We start from the raw sequence: 12,854 nt of genomic DNA, 5'->3' as shown, positions 1-12,854 counted from the left end.
CAGGAGCACTACCATGACTGACCGTACTTTGCATTGCCTGGCCGGCGCCCTGCTGCTGGCCGTTTCCTCGCTGGCGATGGCCCAGTACATCTGGATCGACGACAAGGGCGTCAAACAATTGTCGGACCGCCCGCCGCCGCCCTCGGTGCCGGAGCAGCGCATCCTGAAAGCCCCCGGCAAGGCGCCGTTCAACCCCAATGCCGAGGCCGAAGCCCCGGCGGCCGATGCGGCGCCGGACAGCCCCGCCAAGCGGCCGCCGACGCTGGCCGAGCGGAACGCCGACTTCAACAAGCGCAAAGCCGACGCCGCCGCCGCCGACAAGAAAGCCGCCGAGGAGGCCAGGCAAAAAGCCGATATCGCCGCCAACTGCGACGCCGCCCGCAAGAACCAGCAGGCGCTGGCCGACGGCGTGCGCATGACCAACTACGACAGCAACGGCGAACGCGGCATCATGGGCGACGCCGAACGCGCCGAAATGGCGAAAAAGAACCAAAAAGTGTTGGCTGGCTGCAAATAGCCCCTGTCGGGGCAAGGGCAAGCTACCGTATGATATCGCTATCAACAAGCGCCATCGGCTACCTCCTATGATCAAGACTGCAGCGAACAAGAGCCGCGCCAGCGGCCGTATCACCTTGGCCATGGTGGCCGAACACGCCGGCGTGGCGACCATGACCGCCTCGCGCGCCATCACCCAGCCGGATATGGTGTCGCAGGCGCTGCGCGACCGCGTCGAGCAGGCGGTCGCCGAGCTGGGCTACGTGCCCAACCGCGCCGCCCGCGCGCTGGCCTCGTCGCAATCGAAGGTGATCGCGGTGCTGGTGCCGTCGCTGTCGAATGCGGTGTTCACCGAAGTGCTGGCCGGCATCCAGGATGCGCTGGACGCCGACGACTACCAGATCCTGATCGGCAATACCCGCTATTCCGACAAGGAAGAGGAAAAGCTGATCGGCACCTATCTACAGTCGAATCCCGACGGCATGCTGCTCTCCGGCCTGAGCCACAGCCCGCGGGTGCAGCAGATCCTGACCAACTCGCGCGTGCCGGTGGTGTCGATGATGGACATGTCGACCGACACCACCCAGCTGACGGTGGGCTTCTCGCAGGTGCAGGCCGGCCACGCGATGACGCATTACCTGATCGAAAAAGGCCACAAGCGCATCGGCTTCATCGGCGCCCAGCTGGACGAGCGCACCTTGCGCCGCGCCGAAGGCTACCGCCAGGCCATGCGCGAAGCCGGCCTGGCCGACAGCAGGCTGGAGGTGATGGTGGGCGAGCCGTCCACCATCGCGCTGGGCGCCGAGCTGCTGGGGCGCATGCTGGCGCAGGCGCCGGACTGCGACGCCATCTTCTGCTGCAACGACGACCTGGCGCACGGCGCCGTCTACCAGTCGCAGCGGCGCGGCATCGCCGTGCCGTCGCAGCTGGCCATTTGCGGCTTCAATGATTTGCCGGCCTCGGCCTGGATGAATCCCTCGCTGACCACGGTCGCCACGCCGCGCTACCGCATCGGCTACGAGGCGGCCAGGCTGCTGCGCGCCGTCATCAAGGGCGAAGAGCCGGCCTGCCGGCAGATCGACCTGGGCTTCACGCTGATGGCGCGCGAAAGCGCCTGACACGGCGCCGCTTTGCGGCCTACTCTTTCCAGTTGACCGCCACGCTGCCGATGTTCTGCTCGTTCCAGACCAGTACGTTCGCGCTGACGAAAGTGCCATTGGGATTCGCCATGATTTGCATGCCGTTGGTGTGGTAACGGTAAGGCCCGCCAACCCTCTGGGCGGCCAATTGCTCGGCATGACGGCCGCGTTCACCCCAGACTTGCGTCACGTAGAACACCCCAACGCCCAGCGTGATGGCCAGGCCGAGAAACAGCGGCTTACGCATGTCGTAGCGCTTGCGCCCCTCGAACGCGCGCGCCTCCTGGATGCTGACGCTGCCCAACAAGCGCAGCACCCAGATCCAGGCGCAGCCTTTTAACAGCAGCAGCAGGACAGTACTCATGTATGTGAGCGGCGTCAGCCGTATCTGCGCCAGCGTCAAGTCCAAGGGCTGGGCAAATAGCAGCAGGAACCAGAGCACGATGCCGGACACGGCCGAAAACAGCATCCAGCGCAGCACGGCGGCAACCCTTAGCCCACCCCAGATCAGCAACAATGCCGCTGCCAAGGCCGCCAGATCGACGTTGAACATCGAGCCGATACCGTGAACGGCGTTCCAGACGGCGACGCCAAGGTCCACGGCGGCTACCACCAGCAGGCACTTGGCGGCACGCCGCATGACGGGCTTATAGCTCGCCGGATCGGCGCTTATCTTGGGCGGCGCGGCGGCCACCGGCCCTTGCTGCGCCAGCTCGGCAAGCCTGGTTTTGATTTCGGCGACGCGCTCAGGGAAGCGTTCGGCGTCGATGCTGCGCAGGATCTGCTGCAACTGTTCTTCGTTGTACTTGCAATAATCGGGCTGATTCAATACGGCTCCATGACAGGTTAATCCGGGATCGCCAGGGCGGCCAGCAACGGTGCCGGGCCCTGACGGAATATGCGTTTGACGGTGGCGTCGTCAAAATACCGGGCATACAGGACCGGCACCACCTGCTCGGCCACCAGGGCTTTGACGGCGGCGGCATAGCGCCCGCGCACGTCGGCGCCGAGGGTCTTCTTCGACAGATAGACACCGGTGAATCGCGCCGTCGCCTCCGGCATCGGAATCACCGACAGCCGGGCTTTGAAGTTGCGCGACTTCAGGTGCCTGGCGTAGATCGGCGGCGTGGCCAAGGTGCCGTCGGCGCGGCCCATCTCCAGCTTGCCGAACACGGTTTCGAAATCGCTGACCACTTCCAGCCTGCCCGCCGAGGCCAGCAGCGCCAGCTGGGTTTCAACGGCGGCATCATACGCCATGCCGCGCGTGACGTTAAGCCTGCCGGTGCCGCGCGCGACAAACTCGCCCAGACTCGCATAGTGCTGGCCGGCCGGCTCCGCCAGGATCAGGTCGTACTGGAGGTAGGCATACGGCAGGAAGCTGGCGTAGGCGTCGCGCTCCGGCGTGCGCAGCGCGGCCAGCGTCATGTCGATGCGGCCCGCCTCCAGCTCGACGAACAGGCGCTGGCGCGGGTACCAGAAGAATTCGAACTGGCAACCGGTGCGGTGCGCCAGCTCCTTGACGACGTCGACCGAAATGCCACGTATCTGCCCGTCTTCGCGGAACGAGGTGTAGCCCAAATCGCTGACGCCCACCCGCGTAACCGCCGGGCAGCCTTCGCGCGCCTGGGCAAGGGCCAGGCCTAAGCACAAACCGACAGTCAGCATCATCCGGCAGCGCTTCATCATGGGTCCAGGTTGTGCGATCTCGATGAGTGTAGCTCAGCTTGCCGCGCCTGCGCAATCCGGCGCGGCGATCGGCCGCAGCGTCGTACACTGGCGTCAGAACTACCGGGAGATAAGCATGCAATTCGCAAAGCACGAGGAACTACAACGCGCGCTGGCCGACGCCGCGCCCGAGATCGTCGCGCCGCCCATGTCGCTGGCCGCGGCGCCAGCCTTGCCGGCCGCCCAGATTGCCGACACCCACCTGAACATCTTGCGCCACAAGGACAGCGGCTGCATCCAGTTCGTATTTCCGCTGCGTGGAGCGCAGCTGCTGGCAACCCACGCCGTAAGCGGCAGCATGGACTGGATCAAACAAGCGGCCTTGCGCGTGAAGGAGCACATGACGCAGCAGATGATCGAGACCATCGAGACCCACAACAAGCCCGAAGGCTTGCTCAGCCTGCGCCACGGCTGGCGCCAGCCGGCGACGGCGGCCGAACTGGCGGCCTCGCGCGGCCGCAAGGTGCTGCTGTTCGTGCACGGAATATTCAGTTCCATCGAAGGCGCGTTCAGCGACCTGGCTGCCGACGACACCATGCAGCGTCTGCTGGCGCAGTACGACGACCAGGTGTTCGGCTACGATCACTGGACCATCGCCAAGACGCCGCAGCAGAATGCGCTGGACCTGCTGTCGCATCTGCCGGCCGACGCCGGCTGGAACGTTGACATCGTCTGCCACAGCCGCGGCGGCCTGGTGGTGCGCTCATTGTTGTCGTCCGCGCCGCATGCGCAGGATGCCGTCCTGGCCGCCGTCGGCCAGCAGCGCGCGGGCCGTATCGCCAGCGTGGGCAAGGTCTACTTCGTGGCGGCCGCCAACCAGGGATCGCCGCTGGCGTCGCCGGACGATGTCGAAAACTTCCTCAACGCGGCGGCGATGCTGGCCTCTTTCAGCAGCGGCATGGCGCTGGACCTGGTGATCGGGCTGGCGCGGGTGGTGGTGTCGCTGGGCTTCGACCGGCCCAGCGTGCAGGCGCTGGCCAGCGGTTCGGCGCTGATCGATCAATTGAACCAAGGCGCCAGTTTGCTGTCCAGCGCCAGCACCTATTACGCCCGCGCCGATTTCGACTTCGGCACATCGATGCTGGAGCGTACCGGCGCCCTGCTCAGCCGCATGTTGCTGGAAACCGATAACGATGTGGTCGTTCCATACAGCAGCGTGTTGCTGCCGGACGCGCAAGTCGCCGACGACCGCATGCTGAGCTTCGGCACGCCGCAACAAAAACAATCGGAGGTCTGGCATACTGAGTTTTTCAAGCAGGCGAAGGTGCGTAATTTTTTGACGCGCGACGCCGCCCCATAAAAAAGGAATCGCCACTTTGCATCGCTACGCCATCGCCCTCGCCTCCCTGTGCCTGCTTCCCCTCACCAGTTCGGCCGCCGACGATAGCGCGACGATACGCGCCATCGTCGATGCCGCCATACGCCCTGTCATGGCGGAGCACAAGGTACCCGGCATGGCGGTTGCCGTGACGGTCGACGGCAAGACCTACTTCCTCAATTACGGCCTCGCCTCGCGCGAAAAGAAAACGCCGGTCAGCGAAGCAACGCTGTTCGAGCTGGGCTCCATCAGCAAGACCTTCACGGCCACGCTGACCACCTACGCGCAGGTGCTCGGCAAGCTGTCGCTGCAGTTTCCCGACGAGGTGGAAAGCCAGCAGCAGATGCTCAGCTATTTCCAGCAATGGAAGCCGGCAGCGGCGCCGGGCGCCCAGCGCCAGTACTCCAATCCCAGTATCGGCCTGTTCGGACACATCACGGCATTGGCGCTGAAGCGCGATTTTGCCGATGCGATGGAGAGCCAGTTGTTCCCGCAACTGGGACTAAAGAACAGCTACGTTCATGTGCCGGCTGGCGCGATGGCCAATTACGCATGGGGATACAACAAGGAGAACAAGGCGGCGCGGGTGAATCCCGGCATGTTCGACGCGGAAGCTTACGGCGGTTCAGTTGACGCCGTCGCGTACGCCATCGGCCAGCACGCTGTTCGACAAGACCGACTCCACCGGTGGATTTGGCGCCTACGCGGCCTTCGTGCCGCAACAGAAGATCGGCATCGTCATGCTGGCCAACAAGAATTATCCCATCCCCGCCCGCATCAAGGCGGCTTATGCGATCTTAAGCAAAATTACAACAAAGTAACAATTTGATACCATTGCCAACTCAGCAAGATGCTATCCTGCCGCTCCGATATGTCATAACGAGTTTTACATGAATAAATTCACGTTCCCGATAGTGTTGGTGGTCGCGGCGGTAGTGCTGGGCTGCGCGCCGATGCTGTACAACGCATACACCAACGAACTGCTGCTGCGCACAGTCATGGCGCAGACGGAAAGGAATGTCAGTTTCGTTCCGCTGGCGCCTATCGCCACCCTCACCTGCCTGTCGCTCGGCATGGTGGCGCTGCTGGCCGGCATCATCCTGGGCTGGAAAGCCGGCACCAGGCCGGATTGAAAAGTCAGGCGGCGGCCTTGCGCCGGCGGCGGGCGTTCTTGGGATCGGCGATCAGCGGACGGTAGATTTCGACGCGGTCATGCTCGCGCAGCACGGTGTCCAGCGTCTTTTTCTTGGCGTAGATACCGACCTGCATCGTGGCCAGGTCGACTTCCGGCGCTTCCTGCAACACGCCGCTGATGGCGATGGCCTGCTCGATGGTGGTGCCCGCCGGCACCCGCAACGCGCGCAGGAACTGCACCGCGTCGCTGGCGTAGCAGACTTCGATGTTGAAGGTGTCAGCCGCCATAGACCGTTTCCGCCCGCTTGCAGAAGGAATCGACCATGCTGTTGGCGATCATGCCGAACACCGGCCCCACCAGCTGCGCCAGCAAGGCGCTGGAGAACTCGTAGTGCAGGTCCAGCTCGATCTTGCAGGCATCCTCGCGCAGCGCCTTGAAGGTCCACACGCCGTCCAGGCTCTTGAAAGGACCGTCCACCAGCTTCATCTTGATCTCGGTCGACGGCGTGTTTTCATTGGAGGTGGTGAAGCTTTGCTTGACCCCGTGATAGTTGATGCCGACGCTGGCCGTCACCGTATTGCCATTGCGTTCGCGAATTTCCACGCCACCGCACCACGGCAGAAATTTGGGATAGTCCTCGATCGCGGCGACCAGATCGAACATCTGTTGCGCGCTATATCCGAGGAAAACTGATTTGTGCACTACTGCCATTGGCTAACCATTTGCTATGATGTTGAATTATTCGCGTTTCTGTGCGCGAAGCAGTAGTTTAACCGATACCATCCCATGACCATAGCCGATAACAAAAAAGCCTTTTTTGACTACTTCATCGAAGACCGCTACGAGGCCGGTATCGTCCTTGAAGGCTGGGAGGTCAAGGCCATCCGCGACGCCCGCGTGCAGATCAAGGAAGCCTACGTCACCATCAAGGGCGACGAGCTGTTCCTGTTCGGCGCCCACATCAGCGCGCTGCCGACCGCCTCCACCCACATCCATCCGGAAGCGATCCGCACCCGCAAGCTGCTGCTGCACCGCGCCGAGATGGACAAGCTGATCGGCAAGGTCGAGCGCGCCGGCTACACCTTGGTGCCGCTGAACCTGCATTACAAGGGCGGCCGCGTCAAATGTGAAATCGGCCTGGCCAAGGGTAAGAAAATGCACGACAAACGTGCCACAGAGAAAGACCGCGACGGCAAGCGCGAAGTGGCGGCCGCCATGAAGACCAATCGCCGCTGAAAAAGCCCGCGACACTGTTGCGCGCCCTGTACAAAACCCGGTCCCGCACCGGGTTTTTTATTGCCCGACGAGTTTCTAATTAGAAACACCCATGCTAAACTGGCGGAAGAATGATTTTACATTCGGACTTTTGACGACGAGGCAATGATGGCGCTGAAAACTGCAATGGCTCTGGCAGCCGGTACCTTGGCCAGTCTCTTGCTCGCAGGCTGTGCGTCGCGCTACACGCCGACTCCGGTGGCGAGCAACTTCCCCACCACCAAGCAGGCCAAGCTGCAGGCAGCCTACCACTGGGGCGTCATTTCCGACAATATCGAGAAAAGCATCGTGGCCGAGCTCAAGAAGAGCCCGCCGCGCCCGGTGTTCCTCAACGAACCACGCGAACCGACCCCGTTCCAGCGCGCGCTGACCACCCAGCTGACCACCTCGCTGGTCAACGACGGCTACATGGTGACCCGCAGCCCGGCCGGTTCGCTGAAGATCGACATGGATGTGCAGGCCGTGACCTTCACCGCCAACCGTCCGCAATACCGCTACCACGGCGAGCGCGCGGCGCTGGCCACCGGCGTCTGGGTGCTGGCCGAGATCGAGGCGCCGCTGCTGGCGGGCGTGGCGGCCGGCGCAGGCGCCTGGGATTCCTACGACTGGTTCAACGCCCAGTTCGCTCCCGGCGCGACGCCCCGGACTGAAATCATCGTCACCGTCTCGGTCTCCGACCAGTTCCGCTACGTGGCGCGCAGCACCTCGGCCTATTACGTGGCCGACAGCGACCGCATCCTGTATGGCATCGTCGATCCCGAGCCGGACGAACCTAAACTGACCCGACTGTTCAAAGTCCGCGGAGACATGTAATGCCGACCCACGTTTTGACCCTGGCCCGCGCCTCCGTGCTGGCGCTGCCGCTGCTGCTGGGCGCCTGCTCGTCCACGCCCGTCAAGGACGAAGGCAATTATTCGACCATCTCTTCCAACCAGTTCATCGACGCCAACTACAAGGCCGCCGATTCGCTGATGCACCAGCTGAACGGCAAGCTGATGGCCGACAAGCCGCTGATCATGGCCACCATCGTCAACATCGATGCGCTGGAGCAGACCACGACCCTGGGCCGGCTGGTGTCCGAGCAGCTGTCGACGCGCCTGGCGCAAGGCGGCCTGAGCATGCTGGAAATGAAGCTGCGCAACAGCGTCTACCTGAAGCGCAACCAGGGCGAGCTGATGCTCACCCGCGAGATCGGCGAAGTGGCCACGGCGCACAATGCGCAGGCGATCGTGGTCGGCTCCTATGCGGAGACGTCGGACATGGTGTTCATCAACATCAAGGTGATCCAGCCCAACACCAACTTCGTGCTGGCCGGCCAGGATTACGTGCTGGCCAAGGAAGCCATCGTCCGCTCGATGTTGCAGCGGAACTGATCTACAGCAGGCGCGGCAGCACCTCGCTGGCCGTCGCCTCCACCTTCAGGCCGATCAGGTCGTCCGCCCGGGTCTTGCCCAGGTTGATGGCGGCGATCGGCTTGCCCGTCGCCGCCGCCAGCTTGCAGAAGCGGTAGCCGGAAAACACCATCAGCGACGAACCCACCACCAGCAAGGCGTCGGCCTGCTCCATCATGTCGAGCGCGGCCGCCGTGCGCGGCGCCGGGATGTTATCGCCGAAGAAGATCACGTCCGGCTGCAGGGTGCCGCCGCAGGCGTCGCAGGACGGCATGTGAAAGTCCTGCAACGCATCCAGCTCGACTTCGGCGTCGCCGTCGGGACGGGCTTCGGGCACTACGCTGTCCACGCCGGCCGCCGCGCTGGCCGCCAGCGCCGGATTGGCCTCGACCAGCCAGGCCTGAATGTCGGCGCGCCGGTGCAGCGCGCGGCAGTCCAGGCAGATCACGCCGTGGATATTGCCGTGCAGCTCGATCAGCCTGCTGCTGCCGGCGCGCTGGTGCAGGCCGTCGACGTTCTGGGTGATCAGCGCATCGATGCGGCCGGCCGCTTCCAGCTGGGCCAGCGCCTGATGGCCGGCGTTGGGCGCGGCCTGGGCCAGCGTCGGCCAGCCGGCCATGCTGCGCGCCCAGTAGCGGCGCCGCACCGCTTCGGACTTGCGGAAGTCCGGCCCCTGGATGGGCGTGCGGCCGCGCCGGACGCCGTCCTTGTCGCGATAATCGGGGATGCCGGAGGCGGTGCTCAGGCCGGCGCCGGTCAGCACCAGCACGCGCCGGTGCCGCTGCAGGAAACCGGCCAGATGGTCAACTTGTACGTTCAGGTTCATGTGCGCCATGTTAGCCGAGAATCGTGGTGGTAGCATGGGACCATTAAATTTCCCAACTTGTAGAACCGTTTTCGCTCGGCAAGGTATTAACGGGAAAATGGAGGATGGCGGATGCAACAAGAACGGGGCCGGATGGGCGGCCCGAACCCGGAATCGGAAGAGGTGCGCCTGCTGGCCAGGGTAGCGGCCGGGGACCGTGTCGCCTTCGAAGCGCTGTATCGGGCGTATTTTCCGCGCCTGTCGCGCTTCATCGGCCGCATGGCGCGCAACCCGGCGCTGATCGAGGAAGTGGTCAACGACACCATGTTGGTGGTCTGGCAAAAGGCCGCCAGCTTCGACGGCAGCTGCAAGGTGTCCACCTGGGTCTTTGCGATCGCCTACCGCAAGACCCTGAAGGGTTTGAAGGCCAGCGACGAACCGGTGGAATCGGACGCGTCGCTGTACGAGGACGACAGCGGCAACCAGCCGGAGCAGACCATGAAGCGCCAGCAATTGCAGCAGACCGTGGCCGAGGCGCTGGACCAGCTGCCGCCTGCCCAGCGCGCCGTGATGGTGCTAACCTACTACCACGACATGGCCTACAACGATATCGCCGACGTGGTGGAGTGTCCGCTGAACACGGTAAAGACCCGCATGTTTCATGCGCGGCACAGATTGAAGGATTTGTTGTGGAACGAAAGAGAGAGCAGCCAATGAACGGGCGCGTCTTCAGAATGGATATCCCGGCCCACCAGGCGGTGCAGGAATTGCTGCCCTGGCATGCGAGCGGACAGCTGGCGCCGGAGGAAACGCAGCGGGTGCAGGAGCACTTGCAGTCCTGCGCGGAATGCCGCCGCGATCTGGAATGGGAGCGCGAACTGCGTGCCGAAGCGGCCGCCTCCGACGCCGTGCCGGAAGGCGTGGACATGGAACGCGCGCTGGCGCGGCTGATGCCCGCGCTCGGTCCGCAGGAGCACACTGCGCACACCGCGCCGGCATCGCCGCCGTCGCCGGTGGTCAGTGTCGGCGCCAGCGCCCGCGCCGGCCGCGTATCGTGGTGGCGCGCGGCGGCGGCCAACCAGCCTTCGTGGCTGCGCTGGACCGTGGCCGCGCAATGGGTGGCGATCGTCGGCCTGGGCGCGCTGCTGCTGCGTCCGGACAGCGAACCGGCGCCCTACCGCGTGCTCGGCTCGGCCGTCAGCAGCGGCGGCAACCTGGTGGTGATCTTCCAGCCCGACACCACCGAACGCGAGCTGCGCCGCATCCTGCAAGCCCAGGGCGCCCGCGTGGTGGACGGCCCGACCGTCACCGACGCCTACCTGCTCAACGTGCCGGCCGCCGGCCGCGAACACGCCCTGCAAAACTTGCGCGCCGATCCGGCCGTCAAGCTGGCCGAGGCACTGGACGGGAGTGGCGCGCCTTGAACACCTACTGGCTCCGGATCGGCGCGATGGTGGCCTGCCTGGCCGGGCTGGCCGGGAGTCCGCCTGCCGCGTCCGCCGCCGCATCCGCCGCTGAGTTGGCGCAAGCGGCGCCGCCGGCCGGCGATGAAACGCTGCGCCCCGTGCTGGCGCCCGCCAGCCACGCTCCCGGCGAACACCAGCTGCTGGTGATGCTGCGCCTGCCCGCCACGCATTTCCGTCCGGACGCCAGCTACGGCGGCCGCTACATCGACGACAGCAGCCGCGCCGCGCGCCGCCGCCGCGCCGAAGAACTGGCCCGCCAGCACGGCCTGACGCTGGTGGACGACTGGCCGATGCCGGTGCTGGGCCTGGACTGCTACGTGATGCGCTACCCGGACCAGGACAATGCCGAACGCATCATCGCCAGCCTGGCGCGCGACCCGCAAGTCGAGTGGGCGCAGCCGGTAGCGAGTTTCGAGGGCATGGCCACCATCCCGTCCCGCAGCGCCGCGGACGCTCCGCTGCCGCCGCCGGCCGCCGACGCGCTCTACCCGGTCCAGCCCGCCGCACGCTACTGGCATGTGGCCGAGCTGCATCGCCAGACCACCGGCCGCGACATCCGCGTGGCCGTGGTCGACAGCGGCATCGACGGCAGCCATCCCGACCTGCTGGGCCAGCTGGCGGTCAACGCCAACTTCGTCGACAACGGCGCCACCCCGGCCGAGAACCATGGCACCGCCGTGGCCGGCATCATCGCCGCGCGCGCCGGCCACGGCGGCATCCTCGGCGTGGCGCCGCAGGCCCGGCTGATGGGCCTGCGGGCCTGCTGGCAGCAGGCCGACCTGGCCACCCGCTGCAACAGCTTCACGCTCAGCAAGGCGCTCAACTACGCCATCCTGAACGGCGCCCAGATCATCAACCTCAGCCTGGCCGGGCCGCCGGACCGGCTGCTGGACCGGCTGCTGGACGTGGCCATGGAACGCGGCATCGGCGTGGTCGGCGCGGTCGACGCCAGGGCCGGCGGACCGGCCTTCCCGGCCAGCCATCGCGGCGTGCTGGCGGTGGCTTCGCAGGCCGAGGCCGGCAAACAGAACGCGCCACCCGGCGCCAGCGGCGACCCGCCGCTGCTGGCGCCCGGCAACGACGTACCGACCACGGCGCCCGGCGGGCGCTGGTCCTTTGTCAGCGGCAGCTCGTACGCGGCGGCCCACGTCAGCGGCATGCTGGCGCTGATGCAGCAGCTGCAACCGAACGCCACGCCGGCACAGTTGCGGCGCCTGCTGCAACCCGGCGAAACGCTGAACACTGTTAATATCGACGCATGCGCCACCATCTCCCGCCTGCTCCGTCATTGCAGCTGTTCCTGCACCGCCGCCGGTCTCACGCAACGTGGCGTCGGCCCGTGACGCTGCGCGCCACGCTCGCCCTCCTTGCGATACTGCCACTGCTGCCCTGGCGGCCGGCCGTGGCTCAAACCGATATCAGCGGCAGCGTCGCGCTGCAATCGGACTACCGCTACCGCGGCCAGTCGCTGGGCGACGACCGGCCGTCGCCGCAGTTCACGCTCAACCTGGACCACGCCAGCGGCTGGTACGCCGGCCTGTTCGGCAGCGGCTTTTCGATCGCCGACGTACACGGCGCCAAGCTGCAAGCCTACGGCGGCTATGCGCTGCGGCTGCGCTCGGGCTGGAGCGTGGAAGCGGGCTGCAGCCGCTCGACCTACACCCAGCTGCACAACAACGATTTCAACGAATGCTATGTGGGCGCGTCGGGCGAGCGCGTCACCACGCGGCTGTACTACGCGCCGCGCTACCTGGGCCGCCCGGCGCGCGCCTGGTATGGCGAGGCCAACCTGTACTACCCGGTACACCCGAGCCTCAACCTGACCGCCCACGCCGGCCTGCTGCGCACGCAGCGCGGCACGGACTGGCCCGGCATACCGGCCAGTTCGCGCTACGACCTGCGGCTGGGCGCCAGCATCCCGTTCGGCAACTGGACGGTGCAGCTGGCGCGCGAGCAAACCCGGGACGACGGACTGCGCTACAACAACTACCCGGCGCGCTCGCCGCGCGCCTGGGTGCTTGGCGCCACTTACGCTTTCTGAGAATTTATTCGCGCGGCGCGGAAACCGCGCGGCGGCGGGCGGGAATCCACGGGACATCAACCCT

16 protein-coding genes and 1 pseudogene are annotated in these 12,854 nt (G+C 65.6%); 12 read left to right on the top strand and 5 right to left on the bottom strand.

Annotated elements, in window-relative coordinates:
- Nucleotides 1–13 precede the first annotated feature (13 nt).
- Both RUGAMON1_RS24380 and gntR read left to right on the top strand, forming a co-directional pair.
- On the top strand, nucleotides 14–517 hold the full coding sequence (locus RUGAMON1_RS24380) for a DUF4124 domain-containing protein (RefSeq protein WP_445232944.1): 504 nt from the start codon (nucleotides 14–16) through the stop codon (nucleotides 515–517).
- A gap of 67 nt (nucleotides 518–584) precedes the next feature.
- Nucleotides 585–1,613, top strand: a complete 1,029-nt coding sequence (gntR, locus tag RUGAMON1_RS24375) for an HTH-type transcriptional regulator GntR (RefSeq protein ID WP_445232943.1) — start codon at nucleotides 585–587, stop codon at nucleotides 1,611–1,613.
- A 19-nt stretch (nucleotides 1,614–1,632) separates the two neighbouring features.
- Here the strand turns inward: gntR and RUGAMON1_RS24370 are convergent, their stop codons facing one another.
- Both RUGAMON1_RS24370 and RUGAMON1_RS24365 read right to left on the bottom strand, forming a co-directional pair.
- Nucleotides 1,633–2,463 (bottom strand): hypothetical protein, encoded by an 831-nt coding sequence (locus RUGAMON1_RS24370; RefSeq protein WP_445232942.1) that lies wholly within the window; start codon nucleotides 2,461–2,463, stop codon nucleotides 1,633–1,635.
- A gap of 17 nt (nucleotides 2,464–2,480) precedes the next feature.
- Complete coding sequence (locus tag RUGAMON1_RS24365; protein WP_445232941.1) at nucleotides 2,481–3,302, bottom strand: substrate-binding periplasmic protein; 822 nt, start codon at nucleotides 3,300–3,302, stop codon at nucleotides 2,481–2,483.
- A 133-nt stretch (nucleotides 3,303–3,435) separates the two neighbouring features.
- On the opposite strand from RUGAMON1_RS24365, the gene RUGAMON1_RS24360 reads away from it, so the two are divergent.
- From RUGAMON1_RS24360 to RUGAMON1_RS24350, 3 genes and pseudogenes are all read left to right on the top strand, one after another.
- The gene (locus RUGAMON1_RS24360; RefSeq protein ID WP_445232940.1) at nucleotides 3,436–4,659 is read left to right on the top strand and encodes an esterase/lipase family protein; all 1,224 of its coding nucleotides are present in this window, start codon (nucleotides 3,436–3,438) and stop codon (nucleotides 4,657–4,659) included.
- A gap of 7 nt (nucleotides 4,660–4,666) precedes the next feature.
- Nucleotides 4,667–5,498, top strand: a pseudogene (locus RUGAMON1_RS24355) (serine hydrolase).
- Nucleotides 5,499–5,567: 69 nt separating this feature from the next.
- Nucleotides 5,568–5,810 carry a hypothetical protein gene (locus tag RUGAMON1_RS24350; RefSeq protein ID WP_445232939.1) on the top strand — a complete coding sequence of 81 codons (243 nt, stop codon included), beginning with the start codon at nucleotides 5,568–5,570 and terminating at the stop codon, nucleotides 5,808–5,810.
- A gap of 4 nt (nucleotides 5,811–5,814) precedes the next feature.
- On the opposite strand, the gene RUGAMON1_RS24345 is transcribed toward RUGAMON1_RS24350, so the two are convergent.
- Together RUGAMON1_RS24345 and RUGAMON1_RS24340 are read right to left on the bottom strand one after the other, a co-directional pair.
- Nucleotides 5,815–6,099, bottom strand: coding sequence for an RnfH family protein (locus RUGAMON1_RS24345; protein WP_445232938.1), 285 nt, complete (start codon nucleotides 6,097–6,099; stop codon nucleotides 5,815–5,817).
- Entirely contained in the window at nucleotides 6,089–6,523 is a 435-nt protein-coding gene (locus tag RUGAMON1_RS24340; protein ID WP_445232937.1) for a type II toxin-antitoxin system RatA family toxin, read from the bottom strand. The genes RUGAMON1_RS24345 and RUGAMON1_RS24340 overlap by 11 nt, the downstream gene beginning before the upstream one ends.
- Before the next feature lie 75 nt (nucleotides 6,524–6,598).
- On the opposite strand from RUGAMON1_RS24340, the gene smpB reads away from it, so the two are divergent.
- From smpB to RUGAMON1_RS24325, 3 genes are all read left to right on the top strand, one after another.
- Nucleotides 6,599–7,048: an SsrA-binding protein SmpB gene (smpB, locus tag RUGAMON1_RS24335; RefSeq protein ID WP_020702788.1), complete on the top strand. Its 450-nt coding sequence runs from the start codon at nucleotides 6,599–6,601 to the stop codon at nucleotides 7,046–7,048.
- A 165-nt stretch (nucleotides 7,049–7,213) separates the two neighbouring features.
- Entirely contained in the window at nucleotides 7,214–7,900 is a 687-nt protein-coding gene (locus tag RUGAMON1_RS24330; RefSeq protein ID WP_445232936.1) for a YajG family lipoprotein, read from the top strand.
- On the top strand, nucleotides 7,900–8,460 hold the full coding sequence (locus RUGAMON1_RS24325) for a FlgO family outer membrane protein (protein WP_116988674.1): 561 nt from the start codon (nucleotides 7,900–7,902) through the stop codon (nucleotides 8,458–8,460). The genes RUGAMON1_RS24330 and RUGAMON1_RS24325 overlap by 1 nt, the downstream gene beginning before the upstream one ends.
- Before the next feature lies 1 nt (nucleotide 8,461).
- Here the strand turns inward: RUGAMON1_RS24325 and RUGAMON1_RS24320 are convergent, their stop codons facing one another.
- Nucleotides 8,462–9,313 carry an NAD-dependent protein deacetylase gene (locus tag RUGAMON1_RS24320; RefSeq protein WP_445232988.1) on the bottom strand — a complete coding sequence of 284 codons (852 nt, stop codon included), beginning with the start codon at nucleotides 9,311–9,313 and terminating at the stop codon, nucleotides 8,462–8,464.
- A 102-nt stretch (nucleotides 9,314–9,415) separates the two neighbouring features.
- On the opposite strand from RUGAMON1_RS24320, the gene RUGAMON1_RS24315 reads away from it, so the two are divergent.
- Genes RUGAMON1_RS24315 through RUGAMON1_RS24300 form a run of 4 tightly spaced genes read left to right on the top strand, consistent with a single transcriptional unit; the run spans nucleotide 9,416 to nucleotide 12,790 of the window.
- Nucleotides 9,416–10,000, top strand: coding sequence for an RNA polymerase sigma factor (locus RUGAMON1_RS24315; RefSeq protein ID WP_445232935.1), 585 nt, complete (start codon nucleotides 9,416–9,418; stop codon nucleotides 9,998–10,000).
- Nucleotides 9,997–10,707 (top strand): zf-HC2 domain-containing protein, encoded by a 711-nt coding sequence (locus RUGAMON1_RS24310; RefSeq protein ID WP_445232934.1) that lies wholly within the window; start codon nucleotides 9,997–9,999, stop codon nucleotides 10,705–10,707. The genes RUGAMON1_RS24315 and RUGAMON1_RS24310 overlap by 4 nt, the downstream gene beginning before the upstream one ends.
- Nucleotides 10,704–12,092 carry a S8 family peptidase gene (locus tag RUGAMON1_RS24305; protein ID WP_445232933.1) on the top strand — a complete coding sequence of 463 codons (1,389 nt, stop codon included), beginning with the start codon at nucleotides 10,704–10,706 and terminating at the stop codon, nucleotides 12,090–12,092. Before RUGAMON1_RS24310 ends, RUGAMON1_RS24305 begins: the two co-directional genes overlap by 4 nt.
- Entirely contained in the window at nucleotides 12,089–12,790 is a 702-nt protein-coding gene (locus RUGAMON1_RS24300) for a TorF family putative porin (RefSeq protein WP_445232932.1), read from the top strand. Before RUGAMON1_RS24305 ends, RUGAMON1_RS24300 begins: the two co-directional genes overlap by 4 nt.
- Nucleotides 12,791–12,854 lie beyond the last annotated feature (64 nt).

The organism is Duganella rhizosphaerae, from assembly GCF_040364205.1.
Classification (GTDB): domain Bacteria; phylum Pseudomonadota; class Gammaproteobacteria; order Burkholderiales; family Burkholderiaceae_D; genus Rugamonas; species Rugamonas rhizosphaerae.
The sequence above is the reverse complement of the archived record's forward strand: the minus strand, read 5'-3'. Positions and strand labels throughout refer to the sequence as shown.

What these genes read in the sequence shown, in the direction of transcription:
- RUGAMON1_RS24365 (WP_445232941.1), bottom strand. Translation starts at nt 3,302, where the DNA reads ATGATGCTGACTGTCGGTTTGTGCTTAGGCCTGGCCCTTGCCCAGGCG.
- smpB (WP_020702788.1), top strand. Translation starts at nt 6,599, where the DNA reads ATGACCATAGCCGATAACAAAAAAGCCTTTTTTGACTACTTCATCGAA.
- RUGAMON1_RS24315 (WP_445232935.1), top strand. Translation starts at nt 9,416, where the DNA reads ATGCAACAAGAACGGGGCCGGATGGGCGGCCCGAACCCGGAATCGGAA.
- gntR (WP_445232943.1), top strand. Translation starts at nt 585, where the DNA reads ATGATCAAGACTGCAGCGAACAAGAGCCGCGCCAGCGGCCGTATCACC.
- RUGAMON1_RS24360 (WP_445232940.1), top strand. Translation starts at nt 3,436, where the DNA reads ATGCAATTCGCAAAGCACGAGGAACTACAACGCGCGCTGGCCGACGCC.
- RUGAMON1_RS24345 (WP_445232938.1), bottom strand. Translation starts at nt 6,099, where the DNA reads ATGGCGGCTGACACCTTCAACATCGAAGTCTGCTACGCCAGCGACGCG.
- RUGAMON1_RS24380 (WP_445232944.1), top strand. Translation starts at nt 14, where the DNA reads ATGACTGACCGTACTTTGCATTGCCTGGCCGGCGCCCTGCTGCTGGCC.
- RUGAMON1_RS24320 (WP_445232988.1), bottom strand. Translation starts at nt 9,313, where the DNA reads ATGGCGCACATGAACCTGAACGTACAAGTTGACCATCTGGCCGGTTTC.
- RUGAMON1_RS24330 (WP_445232936.1), top strand. Translation starts at nt 7,214, where the DNA reads ATGGCTCTGGCAGCCGGTACCTTGGCCAGTCTCTTGCTCGCAGGCTGT.
- RUGAMON1_RS24340 (WP_445232937.1), bottom strand. Translation starts at nt 6,523, where the DNA reads ATGGCAGTAGTGCACAAATCAGTTTTCCTCGGATATAGCGCGCAACAG.
- RUGAMON1_RS24350 (WP_445232939.1), top strand. Translation starts at nt 5,568, where the DNA reads ATGAATAAATTCACGTTCCCGATAGTGTTGGTGGTCGCGGCGGTAGTG.
- RUGAMON1_RS24325 (WP_116988674.1), top strand. Translation starts at nt 7,900, where the DNA reads ATGCCGACCCACGTTTTGACCCTGGCCCGCGCCTCCGTGCTGGCGCTG.
- RUGAMON1_RS24310 (WP_445232934.1), top strand. Translation starts at nt 9,997, where the DNA reads ATGAACGGGCGCGTCTTCAGAATGGATATCCCGGCCCACCAGGCGGTG.